The organism is Parafrankia colletiae (assembly GCF_001854655.1).
Classification (GTDB): domain Bacteria; phylum Actinomycetota; class Actinomycetes; order Frankiales; family Frankiaceae; genus Parafrankia; species Parafrankia colletiae.
In genome coordinates, this window is the sequence record NZ_MBLM01000155.1 from 1 (window position 1) to 16,420 (window position 16,420).

At 70.2% G+C, this 16,420-nt stretch carries 31 protein-coding genes and 1 pseudogene; 31 read left to right on the forward strand and 1 reads right to left on the reverse strand.

From position 1 onward, the window contains the following. The first annotated feature begins 118 nt into the window (after nt 1–118). From CC117_RS28455 to CC117_RS28585, 31 genes and pseudogenes are all read left to right on the forward strand, one after another. Nucleotides 119–322: a hypothetical protein gene (locus tag CC117_RS28455; RefSeq protein ID WP_131803151.1), complete on the forward strand. Its 204-nt coding sequence runs from the start codon at nt 119–121 to the stop codon at nt 320–322. A 95-nt stretch (nt 323–417) separates the two neighbouring features. Beyond that, the gene (locus CC117_RS28460) at nt 418–852 is read left to right on the forward strand and encodes a hypothetical protein (protein ID WP_071089707.1); all 435 of its coding nucleotides are present in this window, start codon (nt 418–420) and stop codon (nt 850–852) included. A 42-nt stretch (nt 853–894) separates the two neighbouring features. Beyond that, nucleotides 895–1,131, forward strand: coding sequence for a hypothetical protein (locus tag CC117_RS28465; protein ID WP_131803152.1), 237 nt, complete (start codon nt 895–897; stop codon nt 1,129–1,131). Nucleotides 1,132–1,158: 27 nt separating this feature from the next. Next, nucleotides 1,159–1,392, forward strand: coding sequence for a hypothetical protein (locus CC117_RS39450; protein ID WP_241830508.1), 234 nt, complete (start codon nt 1,159–1,161; stop codon nt 1,390–1,392). Beyond that, the gene (locus CC117_RS39455) at nt 1,383–1,625 is read left to right on the forward strand and encodes a hypothetical protein (protein WP_241830509.1); all 243 of its coding nucleotides are present in this window, start codon (nt 1,383–1,385) and stop codon (nt 1,623–1,625) included. Before CC117_RS39450 ends, CC117_RS39455 begins: the two co-directional genes overlap by 10 nt. 97 nt (nt 1,626–1,722) lie before the next feature. Further along, on the forward strand, nt 1,723–2,499 hold the full coding sequence (locus tag CC117_RS28475) for a hypothetical protein (RefSeq protein ID WP_071089713.1): 777 nt from the start codon (nt 1,723–1,725) through the stop codon (nt 2,497–2,499). A gap of 89 nt (nt 2,500–2,588) precedes the next feature. After that, nucleotides 2,589–2,951: a hypothetical protein gene (locus tag CC117_RS28480; RefSeq protein ID WP_071089715.1), complete on the forward strand. Its 363-nt coding sequence runs from the start codon at nt 2,589–2,591 to the stop codon at nt 2,949–2,951. Nucleotides 2,952–3,035: 84 nt separating this feature from the next. Then, nucleotides 3,036–3,356, forward strand: coding sequence for a hypothetical protein (locus CC117_RS28485; protein WP_071089717.1), 321 nt, complete (start codon nt 3,036–3,038; stop codon nt 3,354–3,356). Between the two features lie 92 nt (nt 3,357–3,448). Then, nucleotides 3,449–3,820, forward strand: a complete 372-nt coding sequence (locus CC117_RS28490; RefSeq protein WP_071089720.1) for a hypothetical protein — start codon at nt 3,449–3,451, stop codon at nt 3,818–3,820. A gap of 46 nt (nt 3,821–3,866) precedes the next feature. Beyond that, nucleotides 3,867–4,223: a hypothetical protein gene (locus CC117_RS28495; RefSeq protein WP_071089723.1), complete on the forward strand. Its 357-nt coding sequence runs from the start codon at nt 3,867–3,869 to the stop codon at nt 4,221–4,223. Nucleotides 4,224–4,227: 4 nt separating this feature from the next. Next, a complete protein-coding gene (locus CC117_RS28500) occupies nt 4,228–4,644 on the forward strand; it encodes a hypothetical protein (RefSeq protein ID WP_071089739.1) in 417 nt (138 codons plus the stop codon). 2 nt (nt 4,645–4,646) lie between these two features. Then, on the forward strand, nt 4,647–5,108 hold the full coding sequence (locus CC117_RS28505; RefSeq protein ID WP_071089742.1) for a hypothetical protein: 462 nt from the start codon (nt 4,647–4,649) through the stop codon (nt 5,106–5,108). 53 nt (nt 5,109–5,161) lie between these two features. Continuing rightward, on the forward strand, nt 5,162–5,416 hold the full coding sequence (locus tag CC117_RS28510) for a hypothetical protein (protein ID WP_071089745.1): 255 nt from the start codon (nt 5,162–5,164) through the stop codon (nt 5,414–5,416). Between the two features lie 110 nt (nt 5,417–5,526). Then, nucleotides 5,527–5,757 (forward strand): hypothetical protein, encoded by a 231-nt coding sequence (locus CC117_RS28515; protein WP_071089748.1) that lies wholly within the window; start codon nt 5,527–5,529, stop codon nt 5,755–5,757. A 214-nt stretch (nt 5,758–5,971) separates the two neighbouring features. After that, nucleotides 5,972–6,505: a hypothetical protein gene (locus CC117_RS28520; protein ID WP_071089750.1), complete on the forward strand. Its 534-nt coding sequence runs from the start codon at nt 5,972–5,974 to the stop codon at nt 6,503–6,505. Between the two features lie 42 nt (nt 6,506–6,547). Continuing rightward, entirely contained in the window at nt 6,548–7,000 is a 453-nt protein-coding gene (locus CC117_RS28525) for a hypothetical protein (protein ID WP_071089753.1), read from the forward strand. Further along, nucleotides 7,000–7,434, forward strand: a complete 435-nt coding sequence (locus CC117_RS28530; RefSeq protein WP_071089756.1) for a hypothetical protein — start codon at nt 7,000–7,002, stop codon at nt 7,432–7,434. Before CC117_RS28525 ends, CC117_RS28530 begins: the two co-directional genes overlap by 1 nt. A gap of 242 nt (nt 7,435–7,676) precedes the next feature. Next, a complete protein-coding gene (locus CC117_RS39875; protein WP_256385427.1) occupies nt 7,677–7,799 on the forward strand; it encodes a hypothetical protein in 123 nt (40 codons plus the stop codon). After that, nucleotides 7,771–8,067, forward strand: a complete 297-nt coding sequence (locus CC117_RS28535) for a hypothetical protein (RefSeq protein WP_071089759.1) — start codon at nt 7,771–7,773, stop codon at nt 8,065–8,067. Before CC117_RS39875 ends, CC117_RS28535 begins: the two co-directional genes overlap by 29 nt. 189 nt (nt 8,068–8,256) lie before the next feature. After that, nucleotides 8,257–9,147 (forward strand): ArdC family protein, encoded by an 891-nt coding sequence (locus CC117_RS28540; protein ID WP_071089761.1) that lies wholly within the window; start codon nt 8,257–8,259, stop codon nt 9,145–9,147. A 109-nt stretch (nt 9,148–9,256) separates the two neighbouring features. Further along, entirely contained in the window at nt 9,257–9,499 is a 243-nt protein-coding gene (locus CC117_RS28545; protein WP_071089764.1) for a hypothetical protein, read from the forward strand. An 86-nt stretch (nt 9,500–9,585) separates the two neighbouring features. Next, nucleotides 9,586–10,497, forward strand: coding sequence for an N-6 DNA methylase (locus CC117_RS28550; protein WP_071089766.1), 912 nt, complete (start codon nt 9,586–9,588; stop codon nt 10,495–10,497). Between the two features lie 72 nt (nt 10,498–10,569). Next, a complete protein-coding gene (locus tag CC117_RS38285) occupies nt 10,570–10,971 on the forward strand; it encodes a hypothetical protein (protein WP_198542017.1) in 402 nt (133 codons plus the stop codon). Between the two features lie 60 nt (nt 10,972–11,031). Further along, nucleotides 11,032–11,448, forward strand: a complete 417-nt coding sequence (locus CC117_RS37650; RefSeq protein WP_071089772.1) for a hypothetical protein — start codon at nt 11,032–11,034, stop codon at nt 11,446–11,448. A 17-nt stretch (nt 11,449–11,465) separates the two neighbouring features. After that, complete coding sequence (locus CC117_RS28565) at nt 11,466–11,786, forward strand: hypothetical protein (protein WP_071089775.1); 321 nt, start codon at nt 11,466–11,468, stop codon at nt 11,784–11,786. 55 nt (nt 11,787–11,841) lie between these two features. Next, nucleotides 11,842–11,967: pseudogene (locus tag CC117_RS40710) on the forward strand (DUF3846 domain-containing protein); the annotation flags it as partial. A 43-nt stretch (nt 11,968–12,010) separates the two neighbouring features. Beyond that, nucleotides 12,011–12,343, forward strand: coding sequence for a hypothetical protein (locus tag CC117_RS39460; protein ID WP_071089778.1), 333 nt, complete (start codon nt 12,011–12,013; stop codon nt 12,341–12,343). A 395-nt stretch (nt 12,344–12,738) separates the two neighbouring features. Beyond that, on the forward strand, nt 12,739–13,254 hold the full coding sequence (locus CC117_RS28575; RefSeq protein ID WP_071089781.1) for a transcriptional regulator: 516 nt from the start codon (nt 12,739–12,741) through the stop codon (nt 13,252–13,254). 289 nt (nt 13,255–13,543) lie between these two features. Further along, nucleotides 13,544–13,819, forward strand: a complete 276-nt coding sequence (locus CC117_RS35425) for a hypothetical protein (RefSeq protein WP_241830510.1) — start codon at nt 13,544–13,546, stop codon at nt 13,817–13,819. A gap of 283 nt (nt 13,820–14,102) precedes the next feature. Further along, complete coding sequence (locus CC117_RS28580) at nt 14,103–14,663, forward strand: hypothetical protein (protein WP_071089784.1); 561 nt, start codon at nt 14,103–14,105, stop codon at nt 14,661–14,663. 66 nt (nt 14,664–14,729) lie between these two features. Further along, the gene (locus CC117_RS28585; RefSeq protein WP_071089786.1) at nt 14,730–15,212 is read left to right on the forward strand and encodes a hypothetical protein; all 483 of its coding nucleotides are present in this window, start codon (nt 14,730–14,732) and stop codon (nt 15,210–15,212) included. A gap of 926 nt (nt 15,213–16,138) precedes the next feature. On the opposite strand, the gene CC117_RS28590 is transcribed toward CC117_RS28585, so the two are convergent. After that, entirely contained in the window at nt 16,139–16,414 is a 276-nt protein-coding gene (locus CC117_RS28590) for a hypothetical protein (RefSeq protein WP_071089789.1), read from the reverse strand. Nucleotides 16,415–16,420: the final 6 nt, after the last annotated feature.

Below are 16,420 nucleotides of genomic sequence, written 5' to 3' on the forward strand. Positions count from 1 at the left end.
GCTTTTCAGCCGGACAGTTGGAGCGTTCCCGACGTCGCATCAAGGTGAGGGAAGCTCGCGCGTGTTCATCGGTTCATCTTCTGCTAGGTCGGTTTGGCTCGGGAAAGGAAGCATGACCATGCTGCGTTCCGTTCGGAGCGGTCTCCGCACTCAGGACGTGCGCCACCACATCGGGATGGCGCTTCTGCTGCTCCTTCTGGAGCTTTTCGTTCTGCTGGTGGTGCACCTGCTGGTGGTGCACCTGCTGCTCATCGTGGCGATGTTCGGCCGGGAGCTTGTCGAGTCACTCCGCCGCGACCGGGAGATCCGACGGGCGGTGTAGCCGGGTCACGGAAGGAAGGTGCGCCGGTACCACACCGGCGCACCTTCTTTTCCGCGCTGGTAACACCGCGATGTTCGACGGAAAGAGTGGTGGCTATGGCAGTTCGCGACACGGTCACGCCGGACTTCCTGACGCGTTTCCAGTTGGGGGTGTGGCGTGCGCTGATCAGGACGGCGGTCGTCGAGTGGGCGCCGGATCAGACCACGAACCTCTACGGCAGCGGATTCGACGGGACCGAGATCGAGTTCCTCGACGGCGAGCCAATGGAGGACATCCGCGAGTTCCTCATCTTCGGAATCGGTGACCTGTTTGGTCTCGCGTGCCGTCTCGGCGACAAAGCGCCGACGCCGGAGAAGCTGGGCGCCGAATACGTGCTGTCCCGTCAGGGCGCCGGGACGGGCCTGTGGGACTGCGGCTTCGGCGCGGAAGGCGACCGGCTACACGAACAGGCCCGGCTGCTGGGCGACATCGAACTACAGGTATCCGGCCAGGCCGACGACGGCGACAGCTGGACGGTCTACGTGCTGTGAGAACACCCGCACGGGCGGAGCCGATCAGAAGGGAAACGAAGAGTGATCAGTTATGTGGCTCCGGGTGAGACCCGGAGCGTGGTGCTGCCGTACTCGGAGGTCTGCATGTACCTGCGGGTCGCGGGCCGGCGGATGCGCTACGAGATCCAGGCACCGGACGGACGGTCGCCCGCGGTGCAGCTACTCGACGACGACGGCCGGCCGTTCAGTTTCCCAATCACGCTCGGAGAGGCCGGTTTCCACCGCGACGACCACGGACGGATCTACACCGAAACCTGACCCGGCCTGAAGGAGGCGGAAGGGACGATGTTCTCGGTACAGGTCGACGGCCGGACCGTCGACACCGTGGACGACGACCACGAAAGCGTCACCGTCGAGATCGGCGACGACACGACACACCGGTGCTCTCGCTGCGGCGACGCGCTGTCCGAAACCGCAGACGGCCGCTGGTTGGGTGAGTGCTACGGCGCGGACTGCCCGGACGCCGACCTCGACGACGAGCCACGGGCGGGGGGCATGTGCCGCAGGCGGTGCCGCTGAGCTGGTGCAACCACGCCGGCGTCACGGCGGACGAGTCTGAGGACTCGGTGACCGTGCACATCTCGGTCGGGGACCCGCGCGGGGCGTTCACGTTCACTGTGCGCCGCGTACCCGACGACACCGACAGCGTGCTCGCGGGCCGGCTGCTGATGCACGTGCCGTACCCGGACGCCCCATGCGGGCACCGGCCACTCACGCCGCTGCACGACGGCACCTACCTCATCGGCAGCTGACCATCCCACACCGCCGTCCCCGGACCCTTCGGTCCGGGGACGGCGCAAGCCTGCCCGCCCGCCGCCACCGGGCGGGCCTCACGGAAGGAGTGACGCCGTGGACGTTGAGACGCACGTCGGCTACCACAAGTTGTCGGTCGACGCGCAGGACACGGTCACCGAGATCCTGAACAGGTTCCGGGTCGCCGACGCTCCCGCGCTCGCGAACGTGCTGCGATTGACCAACCGGCCCGGCGGCTACGACGCGGACACCAGCCTGTACATCGCCGACGCCCTCACCAAGATCGACCGGGAGGACGTGGCGCCCGAAACCGTGGACGGTCCGGCCTACCTGGATGACGCTGACGGGTTGCGGGAGCTGGAGAAGCTCGGCTACCTCACGGTGCACGATCTTGCCTACGAGACGTCCAGCGCCAGCTACCTCGACGAGGGCCGCAGCTTGACCGCGATCCGGGTTCTCCGACCGTTCCACACCGTCGGTGTCGTCTACCGGTGGCGGCGCGCGCTGATCGGCCCGGCCGACCAGTGGGACATCGTCACCCGCCCCGGCGTGGTCTGGCCCGGCGTGTACGTGCACGGCGCGGTCGGAGACTACCGATCGCGCGACGTCGGGCTGGTGTATGCCGGCCCGCCCGAGCTGGACACCGACGCGCTGATCTACGCCATCCGCGAGGACTCCGACGTCTTCACCTGCCATGCCGTGTGCGACCGGTGCGGCGCCGACTGGTACGCCGCCGACGGCTCGTGGACCTTCCGGGCCAACCGGGCACACACCGACTTCGACTTCGACGACGCGCATCGCCACCACGGGACCACGGTGATGTGCCCGGAGCCGCTGTGTGTGGACGGCCGGGTCAGCTTCACCGTCGGCTGATTCCCCGCCCCGGCCGACCCCCGTTCGTCGCGGGCCGGGTGACCGGCCCGCGCCTGTTCCCACCCCCTGAAGAAAGGCAGGGCCGCCGCATGCCCGAGAGCATTCCGACCCTTCAGAGCGCGACCGACTTCGTGCTCTCCCACGCGACCGACGACGACCTGACCCGACTCGCCGCCGCGATCAAGCAACGACGGACCGCGTTGGCCTCGATCCGGACCGCCACTCTGACCACCGGCGCCACGGTCAGGATCGCGAACATCAAACCGAAGTACCTCGACGGGCTGACCGGCCGGATCGTCCAGATCGACGGCACGCACGCGACGGTGGCGCTCGACGCAGACTCCACCGACCGGCTGCGCCACACCTCGCAGTCCCGCTACGTCATGCCCACCGAGGCGACCAGCTTCGACCTTCGCGGCATCCCGCTGACCTGCTGCCTGCCTACCGGCTGACCCGTCGGGCCCACGCGGGCCGGGCACGCTGGCCCGTCACGACCCGGCACGTCGGTTCGTGCTGCTCACGCTCGGGAGTACGCCATGACACCTACCGCAACCATGCGCGTCACCATCAGCGGCGTCTACAGCGAGTATGAGGTACCGGCCAGCGATGAGCGGTGGAACGGCTGGGCCGTTCCCGGTTTCACCGCCGGCCAGGTCCGCCAGTTGGCGGCCGAGACCGCCGTGCTGGCCGAGACCGTACCCGCCGACGAGATCGACACGATCACGATCGGCGACGACGGCACGGTCCGCGTGCACAGCGGCCAGTGGGACTCCACAGCCGTCGTCGAGCTCGCCCCGGATGGCCTGTACTACATCGGCGCCTACGACTGGGCCTGGGAGATCGTCCCAGCTGTCTGATCGGCCGCCGTTCGGTCCACGCGCGGTCCGGCCACCGCGCCGCCCGGTGCACGGCCCATCACTCCGCACCCGTTCCCGCACCGGAGCCGCCCATGACCGCGCCCACCGCCGCCCCGCCCCGGGTCGGCGTCCACATCGCCGAAGACCGCGACTACTACGCCGCACCGGTCGGCGACCCGGAGATCGTCGCCGAGGAACGCCGCCACTTCGCCGACGGAACCTGGACGCCCTACCTGCTGTGCACCGTTGTCGAGTGCCCGCACTGCGGCCACCACTACACCACCGACGCGCTCGCCGGGATGGTCGTCGAGACGACGTCGCTGGTCGACTCGATCGTCTGGGCCGACGACCCCCACCTCGCAGACACCGACGACTACCTGCACGTCCAGATCCGCGACCTGATCCACGCCGAGCAGGCCAACCCCACCCCACCGACGGAATGGGTGCCCCTGCCCACCGACTGAACCGTTCGCCGCTCCGTGCGGCTCACTCTCCGAAACGACCACCGCCATGGATGACCTTGACACCACGATCGCGGCAGCCGATCACGACTACCGGCAGACCGCGTTCGCCCACGCCCAGACCACCGACCGGCTCGTCTTCCTGCTCGCGACCCGCATCGCCCGCAACGTCCGCCGCGTCGCCGCCTACCGGGACGCGACCGAGGTCGGCGTCGGCAGTGATCATCAGCTGGACATGGTGTGCACCCTGACCGATGTCCTCGCCGAACGGAACGGCGACCCGGGCTTCGAGCAGGTCGCCGCGCAGATCCGCGCCGACCTGCTCCGCATCGCCGAGACCGGCCACTTCCACGCCGACAACCGGCTCCTCCAACTCCCACGCACCCCGACCGCCCGAAGGAGGTGAGCCCATGTTGTTCGACCCGTCCTTGCTCCCGACCGCCGACGAGGCCGACCTCGGCGAAGCCCTGTCCGCGATCAACGCCGAGCTCCGGCGCCGGATCTCCAGCGACGACGGCGGGCTCGCTGCGCTGGTCCACCAGACCTGGCCGAGCGCGGTCGCCGTGCTGTGCGACGTCGTCTGGGACGACTACCCGACCGCCTCGGCCGAAGGCGTTCTGCTCGCCGACAACACCACGATCGACGTCGACCCGGACAGCGCCCCGGACGAGTGGGACGCGATCAGCGACGAGGTCACGAACCTCGCCGCCGTCGATGGCGCCATCAGCGACGACCACGAACACGGCTACCTGATCCGCTTCGATCCGCCACCCGCCGCCGCATCGGCGCCGCCCCCTGCCACGGGCCGCGATGCGGCCCGGAGCTGACGGTGGGCCGCCCGCCACGCCGCCACGCCGCCCGCGCGGCGGCCGACCTCGACGAGCTCCGGCGCCGGCCGGTGAACCGAGACGGGCCGCCAACCGACGAGGATCGCCTCGACGCGTCCGCGTTGCTGGCCCCGCTGACCGGCGGCCACGGCGAGCGGCACGAAGCACTGCGCGCCGCCGGGATCGGTGACCACACGATGCCCGGCTACGACCCGGATCGGGTCGTGCGCATCCTCACCGCGCTACGCGACCAGCTGACCCACGACATCGACACCTGGACCTACGCCCGGGTCTCGCGTGCCTGGGTCGAACAGCACTGGCGGGAGGTCCTGCACCGCGGCGACTGCGCCCGTTGCACCCGCCCCTGTCACAGCTGTGCCGTCTGGGCCGACGCGCTCGGCCTCGAACGGGTCGACGACGACGGCCGGCCCGTCTGGCGCCCACGACCCACCGCGGACACCTGACGCCCCGCCAGCGCCCGCGGGTCTGGATTCCTCCCGCGARGGGACCAACGGCAATGGCACCTGAGTTTCCCCTGCCCGCCCAGTTTTTCGGCGGCCCCGTGGTCGCCGGTATCTACATTCCTCGTGCGGGCATCTACGCGCCACTGTGGGCCGTGGTCGCCGAAAGCACCCGGTCGGAAGATTTTCACGTCGGTCTGCTTCACAACGACCAGGACGCCTTCGACGGCTTGTACGACATTCCCGGCTGGGAGCAAGCACTCGACCGGATGCGCGAGAAAGCCGACATCTGGCGCAAGGCCCGCCGGTAGCCGCACCGCGCCCCAGCCGGCAACGGCCACGATGCCTCCGCCTGCCGACCGGGGCGGGCACGGCAGCGTTGCGGCCATGACCGTTTCCCCTGTTCGCGAAAGGCCCGCCCATGGCGTACCGCACCGTCCACAGAACCATCCTGCCCGGTTTCCGTAACTATGGCTACGAAGTTCGCGAGGATGGCGAGACCGTCGAGACCGGGGAGATCATCGACACCGGCCGCCTGGCCACTGTCCGTCCGACTGACGATCAACGCCGCCGGCCGATCCTGTGGTACGACACCGAGCTGGAGGCGCTTCAAGCGCTCGCGCGAACGCGGAACGCCACCTACGTCGGCTGATCGCGTCAACCACGGCGACGCCCGCACCCGCCACCGATAGCAGCAGGCAGCGCGATACCGCGCCGCCTGCTGGCAGCCCGGGATCTGGGCGGCCACACCCGGAACGGAATCTCCTCATCCCGTGCGGGGCCGCTGATGCCGCGCACCGCCGGTTCCCTGAAACGGCTTCCGGCCGCCTCCTGCCCAGGAAAGTTTCCCTGAGAAAGGAATGAGAATGGACCCTTCCCGTGAACTCCCAGACCTGATGCGTTCGCTGCCCATCGACCGGCATCGGGGGCTGCCGATTCCGGCGGTCACCGCACGCCACCCGGACGGACAGCCGGACTTCTCCACCGTCGATGGCCGTGAGGCGTTGCGTCTCGCGTCCGAGGGCCGATGCGGTATCTGCGGAAACCCGTTGGACTCCCAGATTGCCTTTCTCGGCGGGCCGGGCGCGGTCGCGGCCCGCGCCTATCACGATCCTCCAATGCATGAATCCTGCGCCGAGGCGTCGACGATTTTGTGTCCGCATCTCTCGCGCCGGGACATGCGCCGGGTAACAGACCGTCGTTCCACCGGCGTGCTGCCGAGGAACAGCGCGGAGGAGAAGCCGGACCGCTGGGTGATGTGGATCTGCCGGGGTTTCGCCGCGTACGTCATCGACGGAATGCCGCTGTTCCGGCCGGCACCCTACCTACGGCTGCGCACCTTCACCTACACCGACGGCGGCCACCTCCACGAGACACCCGACACATCCCCACGCCCCTAATCCGAGGGGCAGCAGAACAACAAGGAGAAAGGAGCGGCGGCGATGAGTCTCATCACCGAACGCGAACCAAAGCTGCTGGTCAACGACGCCGACCGGCGGCTGACCTACCGGTGGGTCGTACGGCGGGTCAACGAGGACACCGACCCGGCGACGCTGGTCGTCAACCTGAAGATCCGCCACCACGGGACGAGCAAGGAGTACTACGCCGAGCTGCGCAACGAGACCGAGACCGACCGGGGCGTCGGGATCGAGAAGTTCGGCTGGAACGACCCGGTGTGGCACCGCCGCCAGCCCGTGCCCCGCTACTCCCGCAAGGGCCTGCGGGCCTTCGCCGAGCAGACCCTCGCCGCGCTGCGCCAAGCCGACACCACCGGCGAACCGCTGCACGTGGACCTGCTCGACACGCCGCCCACCGACGCCCCCACCGACGCCCCCAGCGACACATCCCCGCCGRCCACCGCCCCGGCCGCGGGCCTTCCCCACGGAGATCAGTGATGCGCGCAGACAGCACGAGCCAGGGATGGACGCGGCTGGGCCGTGGCCTGCGGACCGCGCTGGCCCGGCGGTCCGAGACGCCCTACGCACGGGCACAGCGGCGCCGGGAGCAGGTCCGCGACGCGTTCCTGACCGCCCGCGACGAGTGGCGGCAGCTCCTGGAGATCCTCATCGAGGGCGAGACCCGCGCCGTGTGCCCGGCCGCCACCGAGCTGGAAGTCGAGACGTTCACCGACGAACTGGGCGAGCCGCGCGCCCGGCTGATCACCATCGCCACCGACGAGGGCAGCGCCGACGAGGACGAAGAGGCGGTCTTGGACCGGATCTGCGAGCTACTCGACGAGTGGTCGATCGTCGCCAACCCCGACACCACGGACATCCCCTTCACCCTGCCGCCCGGCCCACCCCAGCCAGCGACACCGACCACGCCCTGACCAGACCGGGAACCCGGCGAGCCCAACGCCGGCCCCGCCAGACCGATCGGGTCGCGGTCCGACGTCAGCGTCGGGCCGCGACCACGTATGTCCCTGACCGGATTCGGAGGCATCCATGCCGCACGACAGCCATTACCTGGTCCACGCGCGGCTGACCCGCCGCGCCCCCGCGCGGACATCGCCGAGATCGCCAGCCGCGACAGCGTGACGTTCGCGGTCAACGCCTGGAAGCAGGCGACCCGATGCTGGTCGTCTCCTACACCGGCGCGCCAGCACCCAACCCGGAGATCGGTAAAGGGGTTGTCGAGCCGGGTGACCGCTTCCAGGTGTATCCGGGTGAGGGTCCGTCCGCCTGGGGCGAGTGACCGGCCGGTCACGCCGCCCCGGCCGACCGTCCACGCCGTACGCGACGCGCTCGTGCGCGTCTACGACGCCGCGCCCGACACGAACGACGCCAGCGACATGTACGCCCTGGAGATCGACGGTGTGAAGATCCTCTTCCGGCTGGTCGCCGAGGACGCCGACGGCGAGACCGAGCCGTCGGTCTACGTCTACCTGGAGAACACCGGCCACCCAAAGGGCACCGCCCTCATGGCCGACATCAACGGCAACGCCAGCGACTACCGCTTCTGACCGCCGCCACGGCACTCGGCCTTCCCCCCGGCCGGCGGCCACCTGTCCCGACCAGCCGTCGGGGCATCGCCATGCCCGCATCCCTGCGGATCAAGAGCAATCCCCGCACGCACGAACAGCACTCTGCCCACGCGGGCAGCCCTGGCCGCCCCGCGCCGCGTGCTGGAAACCATAAGGAGGTGTAGTGAGGTGACGCGGCAGAACGTGTACGAGATCGTCACCGACACGGTCGTCAACGCTCTGGAGAACGGCACGGTCCCGTGGCATCAGCCGTGGAACGTCGAGGTCGGCGTACCCCTGTCCCTGGCGACAGGCAAGCCGTACCGGGGCGTCAACCCCTTCCTGCTCGGACTCACCGCCCTTGCGAACGGCTACCGCTCGCCGTGGTGGGGCACCCTGAAGAAGATCAACGAGCGGGGTGGGGGCGTCCGCAAGGGCGAGCACTCCACCCTGGTCGTCTTCTGGAAGTCCTACCTCCACAAGGCGACGGTCGACGACGAGCAGGACGAGCGCCGCTTCCTGCTGCGCTACTACCGGGTGTTCAACGCCGACCAGGCGGACTGGGACGAGGGCAAGGAACCCACCTACGCCGCCCTAAACCGGTCGGACGTCGAACGCATCGCCACGGCAGAGGCCATCGCCGACGGCTACAAGGACAGCCCGTCGATCCAGACCGGTAAGGCGGCGTACTACGAGCCCGGGGCGGTCGACCAGGTGACGATGCCACCGATCGACGCGTTCGACTCCGCCGAGGCGTACTACGCCACCCTGTTCCACGAACTCACCCACTCCACCGGCCACGAGACCCGCCTCGACCGGGACGGCATCCGGACGGGCTCGTTCGGCAGGTTCGGCGACCCGGTCTACTCGAAAGAGGAACTCGTCGCCGAGATGGGCGCGGCCCTGCTGTGCGCCATCGCCGGCATCGACCAGAAGGCGCTCGTCGAGAACAGCGCCGCCTACCTGCGTTCCTGGCTCGACGTGCTGCGCGAGGACAGCAAGCTGATCGTCCAGGCCGCAGCCCAGGCCCAGCACGCCGCCGACCACATCCTCGGAGTCACCTTCGCCGAGGACGGCTGACCTGCGGACCGTCGACCTGCACATCGGCGTCGCGATCGACCTGCCCGCCGGCTGGATCGTCGTCGACCAGGGGTTCGAGGTCCTGCGCAAGACCAGCTCGACCACCACCGTGGAAATCAACTTCACGGTGGGGCCGGGCACGGACGGCCACTACATCGCCGTCGACCTGCTCAGACCGTCCCTGCGGTTGATGTTGCCGATCGGAGGCCCGTACTCGGCCGAGTACGCCGACATCCGGCTGCGGACCCTCGTGCCCCGCGAGGTCGCCGAAACGTTGCTGACGCTGGCGGGCGCGGCGATGACCACGGGCCGGGCCGCCCCCGTGCACCACCTCACCCGCCGCCCCACCTGACCGCACCTCTCTCTGTGAGCGCCCCCGCCACACCTCCCGGTGGCGGGGGCGCTCACGTGTTCCCGCCCTGTGAAAGGAGATTCGCGATGGGCACATCGTCACGACCCGTCCGGGCACCTGGCCCGACCCGCCCACGGCCCACCACGCCGGCCGGCGCGCTCGCGCAGGCCCATCGGATCGCCGAGGCCGTCGACCAGGCATGGCACACCGCCGCAGCCAGCGACCGGGCCGAGATCCCGCTGTCGGTCGTCGCGGCCCTCGCGCTGCGCACCCCCGAGGACGCCGACGAACGTGCCTGGGTCGCCGCCCAGCTGATGGACACCGACGACGGCGGCCTGCTCGGGTTCCTGCGCGCGACCTGGCAGCTCTACGGCCGCGTCCGCCCCGACCTGTTCCCCAGGGTCGCGCCGCTGGCCGCGCCGTGGTTCACCGACCCCGCCCCCGACGGCGACCTGCTGCGCGCCGTGCGCCGCGTCGTGCACGCGGCGCTGCGAGCCGGGCTGCACGAGCTCCTGGATGCGGCCCGCTATGACGTCGACCTGTTCGGCCCGCTGCTGTCGGTACTACGGACCCGCGGCGCCCGCGTGGCACGCGGTCAGTACTACACCCCACCCGACCTGGCCGACCTCCTGGCCCGGCTCGGCGGCACCGTGCCGGCGGCCGGCGAGCTGGTGTTCGAGCCCACCGCCGGAACCGGTGGCTTGCTGCGCGCCGCTGCCCAGGCGATCCGCGACGCCGGCGGCGATCCGCGCACCATCCGCTGGGTCGCTCTCGACCTCGACGAGCTCGCGCTCGCCGTCCTCGCCATCAATGTGATCATCTGGGATCTCGGCCCGCGCGTCCTGATCGCGCACGGAGATGCCCTGTCCGACGACTGGCAGGCCCGCGCCCTCGGCGAACGCGCCGAAGCCATCGCGCTCGCCCGCGATGTTCAGCGGGCCGCATCCGCGCTCGCCCTGCTCCAGCGCCTCGACCGGGCAGAGGGCGACCTGCCCTGAACCTCACTCCTGGCCGGGCCGCCATGCCCGCAAAGCCGCGATTGGACCCTTCTTATGTCCTCGGAGCCGCTCGTGTCGGTCCGCCGTCCCCGGCCCGACACCATCCATCTGACCATCCGGCCGGGCGCGGACGGCGCCACCGTCGGCGCTGCCCTCGCTGACCTGCCCGACGGGGCCTTCTACGTCGACCACCACGGCGACCCCACCCACGTGACCCTGATCTTCCGCGTGCCACCGGCCTCGCCGGCCGTGGTGGTCCCGCCCGCCGGCTGGACCCCGACCACGAACGGTCACCGCCGCGCCACCGACCCTGCCACGCAGGCCGTCCACACCATCACGGCCGGCCTGCTGCTTGGCGCCTACGACCGCGACATTCTGCGCCCACCGCTGGACCGCACGCAGCCCACCGTGCTCACCGTCGTGCGCCTCGTTCGCGTCCGCGCCGACGCCCTGGGCCGACGCACCCGCCGCTGATCGGCCCATCCCTGATGGCCRCAGCACTGCCCCCTCACCGTCCCTTCCCTGGAGACTGTCATGCCCGACAGGTCTGTCAGCTTCGGCACCGTCGATGTGTTCGAGGCCCTCCCGCCGCACCCGATGGCCAGCTGGGAACCCGGCAACGTCCACCGCCCGCTGCGGATCAGTGTCTGCCTCGACGAGGCCGGCATCCTGCTGATCCACGTCGACACCGCCGTGACCCTCCACCTCGCCGACGACGCCCCGCCGTTCGAGATCTACGTCGACGGCGGCCACGTCTACGGCGACCTGACCGGGGTCGACCGTTCCGACTGCRCCCACCCCGACCACGGCCATCCCGTCCCCTGGCGTGCCGCAGCGGGCGGTTCCACCCCGCCCCTCGACGAGCACGCGCGTACCGAGGCATCGCGTGACCGTCAGGAACCCGCAGCGGTGAACGCGACCGAGCGGCCTGCCGTCACCGGCGCGCCCTGATCTCCGAAGGGCCGCCGATGTCCACCCAGCCCGCGCCACCATGCCCTGGCTGCGACGCGCTTCCCGGATACCGCCACCACCCCGACTGCGACRTCGCCCGTTGCCGCCAGACCGGGCTGCAACGCGCCGGCTGCGACCAGCCCCACGACCACGGCGACGACCCGTGGACCAGCGCCTACCCCGGCGAGGCCGAGTGCCGGGCGTTCGGCTGGATGAGGCCCGCCCCGTTCCAGGCGTTTCCCGACCTCAACCGCCTCTACGGCGAAGCCGTCTGGGACCCACACACCGGCCAGTGGACCCGATCCTCCACACCCACCAGCCCCAGCGACCAGCCCTGACCGCCCTCCGGGCGCGGGACAGGGGCGCGGTCGCCTTCCTGGAAAGCATCCGAACATGATCAAAATAGTGGTGGTGCCGGCGGACCCGTTGCTGCCGGTCCGCCTGGTCGACCATGACGAAACCAGCCTGCGTGCCGCGCAGGCCCTCGTGGGCGGACCGATCGAACCGATCGGCCTTACCCGGCCCCCCGCGACGCTCTACGTCAACGAGAACGGCAAGATCGATGGGCTGCCGCGTAACGGACCGGGCCACCCTGCTGACCTGGGTCCACGCCCYGCAGCTCCGCGGCCAGGATGTGATCGTCGGGGATGCCTACCTGGCCGGCCCGGTCCGTCGGGGCCTCGACACCGGCACCCCCGCTGACCTCATCGCGGTCCTGACCGGCACTGGCGCCGTCCAGGTGCAGACGCGGTCCCGCCGTCGCAGGTGGACGACGCTGCCGAGCACCGTGGGCACGGTCTGGGACGAGCCGTTCGACGCCTACGCCACCGCCCTGCTCGCCCTCGACGACCCGGACAGCATCGATGTCCGGGTTATCCCCACCGGCCAGACCTGAACGTTCGCCGGCACAGGATCGATAACGACGATCCCGTGCCGGCGGCACCACTGTTAGCGACTCYGCCCCGACCGCCGTGCTCGTGGAACCTCCGCGTCGGTGATCTCCACGCCGACCTACCGACCAGCTCGCGCCGCCGGTCCGAGCCCGTCACCGGCCCGCCCGAGTGAACACGTCGGTATTCGGCGCAGCCGCATCCGACAGGTCCCGCGAGCCGCCGCTCAACCTGCCCCGCTGGTCCCGGCCGCAGGGCCGGGACCAGCGCACCGCTCGCTCGCTGCGCGGGCTCGTGTCGCACACACCCCGCCCCGGACCCACCGTCCCCGAGGGAAGCGCGCTCGATCGCCGCTCCCTGCGCCACCCCGTTCCCAACCGTTCATCCACCGGGAGAAAGCATGACCACGACCAGTGAAAACCGCGCCTACGCCCGCGAGGTGGGCGCCCGACTGCGCGACATCCGTACCCAGCAGGGCCGTTCTCTCCAGCAGGTCGAAGCCCTCTCCCACGGCCGGTGGAAGACCGCGGCGGTCGGCTCTTACGAGCGCGGCGACCGCATGGTGAGCGTCGAGAACCTTGCCGCCCTGGCCGCGTTCTACGGCGTCCCCCTGGCCGAACTCCTGCCCAGCGCACGACCCGACCCGCTCCCGCCGCGCACCGCCCGCGTCGTGCTCAACCTGCCCGCCCTGACCGGCCTGCCCGGCGAGGACGCCGGGCCGCTACGCCGCTGGGCCGCCGAGATCCAGCGGGAACGCGGCGACTACGCGGGCCGGGTCCTCTCGATCCGCGAAGGAGATCTACGTACGCTCGCCATCCTCTACGACCGCACCCCCGACCAGCTGATCGACATGCTCCAGCAGTGGAAGGCCCTCGACCCCACCAGCGATGTCGAGGCCCCGTCGGACACCGCCTGATCCACGCGCGCTGGCAAGGTCCCAGGCTGGCCGTCGATGGGGCGACCGCGGTTCCTCCCACCGGGCTGTGCGGTGTGGCACACGATCCGCCACACCGCGCTCGCGAACCCCAGTGCCCCATGAACCGGCGGATCGTCGGGCGCCCCCAGCCGGGCGGGACGCGGCGAGGTTCCTCGCCRCACCCGTCACGGCAATCCCAGCGACCGCGAGGCCGCCCGCGTCGGAGCGCGTGCCCGTGTGCACCCTGCTTCCCTTCCGCATCTTGTTCTCGAAAAGAGAGATGTTTGCTATGCGTGAATTCATCRCCCGCCGCGGCGCCGACGAGGAATGGCTGTGCCGGTGTGACAACACGCCGGACGGCGAGGGATTCGTTCCCGTCGTCGGACGCCGTGAGGCCACGACAACCTCGGCCCGGTGGCGTGGCCACTATTGCTGTTTGCGCTGCGGCCTGCTTATTCGCTGGCCGACCCGGGAAGTCGTCGGCCGTCTCGACTTCGCCGATCTCGCTCTATGGGACCGCCCCCAGCAGGCGCGGTGGCCGGGCCGGCGGCGCCGCGCCGCGTGAAAGGACAGACAATCGTAGGTCACGAGCAGGAGGGGCTCACTGTCCGCACGCCTGTGCGGGTCGGTGACGGAAGGTCGACGACGGCCGACACGTCATCGACCTCGGACACGACGACATGGTGACCACCGCGACACCATCAGAAGTCTGTGACACGCACCGGACCGGGTCCGGCCAGGCCGCGCGGGTAGCGGCCCCTGCCAGAGACAGGCCGCTACCCACCAGACCAGACTGGAACCAGCCGGTCCCTGCCACGACACCCGACCCGACCGAAGAGGACGCCCCGGTGAACATCGAGTCCCACATCCTGCTGGACACGACCATCGGCGAACTCCAGGACGCGCTACGGGCCGGCGACCAGCCCGCCCTCGCGGTCCTGGAAGGCCAACCCACCCGCGAGCACCGCTTCGCCGACTACCTGCGCGACCCCGCCAAGGCCGTCGCGTACGAGCAGCAGTTGGCCCGCGAGGTCGCCGGTATCGACCTCGAACGGCTGATCATCGCCGTGCCGATGATCGTCACACCACGTCCGCTGGTCGGTGAGGACTCGGTACTCCTGCGCTCGCCCTTCACCGGCCCGCTGCGCGACGACCTCGACGAATACGACGTGATCGCCTACACGATCTACGACATCGAGGAGGGCGTCACCACCGGGACGGCGCTCTACACCCGCAACCCCGACGGCACCTACACCTTCGGCCTCGACGGTGACGAGACGTTCACCGTGACCGTTCCGATAGGCCCGTCGCGGAAGTTTCCCGGGATGGCGCTGCTGCGCGAGATCCTCGACGAGACCCTGCACCCGCGCGCCGACCTGCGCGGAGGAGGCGACCCGGAGCCGCGCTGAGGCACCCGCCCTACGGCCCCGCTCCCAGGCTGCCAGCCCCTGCCCCAGACACGAAGGACATCCGGCATGAACGACGACACCTGGACGCTGGTCACCGACGTCGTCGGCCGCGTCCAACGCGCGATCGGTCTCAAAGGCGCACCCGCGATCGTCATCCTCGATGGCGATCGCCGCCAGATCCTGTCCGACTACGACTACCTGCGTGACCAGGACGCCACCGTCGCGTTCGAGCACAAGGCCGCCGAGCACGCCCGTGCCCTGAACCTGCGCCGGTTCGCCTTCGCCGTCCCCCAGGTCATCATCGAGACCGAACCCGGCATCTTCAGCGCCAGGGCGGTCTCCAACCATCCGCTGCGCCCCGGCGAGCAGGAGACCATCGCCTGGACCGCCTACGACACCACCGACGGCGCCGACTTCGGCTTCGCCCCTTACACCCGCCGCCCGAACGGACGGCCCGTCTTCGACGAACCGGAGATCTTCGACGTGCCGATGCGGGCCGACGACCGCATGCCCGGGGTCCGCCTCCTGCGCCAGCTCACCGACAGCTGAATACGAAACCAACTGGCCGACACGCGCCCGCGTCGCGACGCGCTTCGGTCACAGGTCCCTGCTGGGTGGACAGCGCGCTAGCCGGTCGCGGTGCGGCGGCGGCGCCGGTCACGCAGGGTCGGATTATGGCCGGGCGGAGTGGCAGGCGGCGTGGGCGGCCGACCCGGCTGGTTCGGCTCGCAAGCTGCTGGTGATGCGAGTAGAGGACTGCAAGCGGCCGGGGATGCTTGGACAAGTGGTCTCGGTCGACTTGTTCGGCCGGCCGCAGGTCGAGGCTCGGTCGAAAGTGTTGCGCGCGGCCGACTTGGCGGTGTCCGGCGGACGGGCCAAGCCAATGACCGCGCCGGCGTTCCCCGGCGACTCCCGGTCGATGCCCACTCGGCCGGCGTATCCGGGCCAGCGCGTGGGCGACGGAGCAGATGGCGACCTGCCTCGGCGAGATTCTGTGCCTGACGCCGGGCAGGCGAGGTCTGCGTACCTGGAGCAGGTAAAGCGAATCGCCCCACCCAACTTGATTGGTCGGGATGATGAGTTGGCCGAGCTCACCGCATTTTGCACCCGTGCAGGACCAGGCAGCTACGTTTGGCTGCAGGGCCTGAGCTTGAGAAACTCCGAACGCCCGGCTCCGTTGCTTATCACCCGCTCGCCGGACGTTCCATCCGGTGGGAATAAATCTCACCTGACTGGTGGAGTGCCGTTAATCAGAGCGCGCAGTATTCGTCGATCACGGGCGTCCCGGCCTTGGCGCTTCGTGCTGACCAAGCTGCTGGCCGATGTCGCCATGGTGAGCACCTGACCATCTAACGCCGCGTCTTCGTCGGCGGAACCTGGGTTGGTGTCCCGGCTGCCGTTCTTGGCGCAGTATTCGGCAGGACGTTGGCGGTCGGCTGATTGAGCGCAGCGCGACACCGGGCCCAAGGGCAGCATCAATTGGGCTCGCGCGACGGGTAGCCGTGTCGGGTGAGGATGCGGGCGGCGGCGCCGGGGCCGAAGCGTCCTGTGCCGTGTGGACCGCCCTGGCCGGCTTGGTAGGCGCGGATCTCGGCAGCGAGCTGGCCGGCGTCACCGTCGGTGCCGGCGGCGTCGAGTGCGGCCTGCATTCGCTTCCCGGTGGTGGACCGGGGCAGCTCGATCCACGCGCGGGTCGCCGCGACAAGATCTGCGAGGCGATCGGCTTCGGCGGGTAGAGGTGCCGGGTCCATGGGACG

What these genes read in the sequence shown, in the direction of transcription:
- CC117_RS28455 (WP_131803151.1), top strand. Translation starts at nt 119, where the DNA reads ATGCTGCGTTCCGTTCGGAGCGGTCTCCGCACTCAGGACGTGCGCCAC.
- CC117_RS28460 (WP_071089707.1), top strand. Translation starts at nt 418, where the DNA reads ATGGCAGTTCGCGACACGGTCACGCCGGACTTCCTGACGCGTTTCCAG.
- CC117_RS39450 (WP_241830508.1), top strand. Translation starts at nt 1,159, where the DNA reads ATGTTCTCGGTACAGGTCGACGGCCGGACCGTCGACACCGTGGACGAC.
- CC117_RS28480 (WP_071089715.1), top strand. Translation starts at nt 2,589, where the DNA reads ATGCCCGAGAGCATTCCGACCCTTCAGAGCGCGACCGACTTCGTGCTC.
- CC117_RS28485 (WP_071089717.1), top strand. Translation starts at nt 3,036, where the DNA reads ATGACACCTACCGCAACCATGCGCGTCACCATCAGCGGCGTCTACAGC.
- CC117_RS28490 (WP_071089720.1), top strand. Translation starts at nt 3,449, where the DNA reads ATGACCGCGCCCACCGCCGCCCCGCCCCGGGTCGGCGTCCACATCGCC.
- CC117_RS28495 (WP_071089723.1), top strand. Translation starts at nt 3,867, where the DNA reads ATGGATGACCTTGACACCACGATCGCGGCAGCCGATCACGACTACCGG.
- CC117_RS28500 (WP_071089739.1), top strand. Translation starts at nt 4,228, where the DNA reads ATGTTGTTCGACCCGTCCTTGCTCCCGACCGCCGACGAGGCCGACCTC.
- CC117_RS28510 (WP_071089745.1), top strand. Translation starts at nt 5,162, where the DNA reads ATGGCACCTGAGTTTCCCCTGCCCGCCCAGTTTTTCGGCGGCCCCGTG.
- CC117_RS28515 (WP_071089748.1), top strand. Translation starts at nt 5,527, where the DNA reads ATGGCGTACCGCACCGTCCACAGAACCATCCTGCCCGGTTTCCGTAAC.
- CC117_RS28520 (WP_071089750.1), top strand. Translation starts at nt 5,972, where the DNA reads ATGGACCCTTCCCGTGAACTCCCAGACCTGATGCGTTCGCTGCCCATC.
- CC117_RS28530 (WP_071089756.1), top strand. Translation starts at nt 7,000, where the DNA reads ATGCGCGCAGACAGCACGAGCCAGGGATGGACGCGGCTGGGCCGTGGC.
- CC117_RS39875 (WP_256385427.1), top strand. Translation starts at nt 7,677, where the DNA reads ATGCTGGTCGTCTCCTACACCGGCGCGCCAGCACCCAACCCGGAGATC.
- CC117_RS28550 (WP_071089766.1), top strand. Translation starts at nt 9,586, where the DNA reads ATGGGCACATCGTCACGACCCGTCCGGGCACCTGGCCCGACCCGCCCA.
- CC117_RS28575 (WP_071089781.1), top strand. Translation starts at nt 12,739, where the DNA reads ATGACCACGACCAGTGAAAACCGCGCCTACGCCCGCGAGGTGGGCGCC.
- CC117_RS28585 (WP_071089786.1), top strand. Translation starts at nt 14,730, where the DNA reads ATGAACGACGACACCTGGACGCTGGTCACCGACGTCGTCGGCCGCGTC.
- CC117_RS28590 (WP_071089789.1), bottom strand. Translation starts at nt 16,414, where the DNA reads ATGGACCCGGCACCTCTACCCGCCGAAGCCGATCGCCTCGCAGATCTT.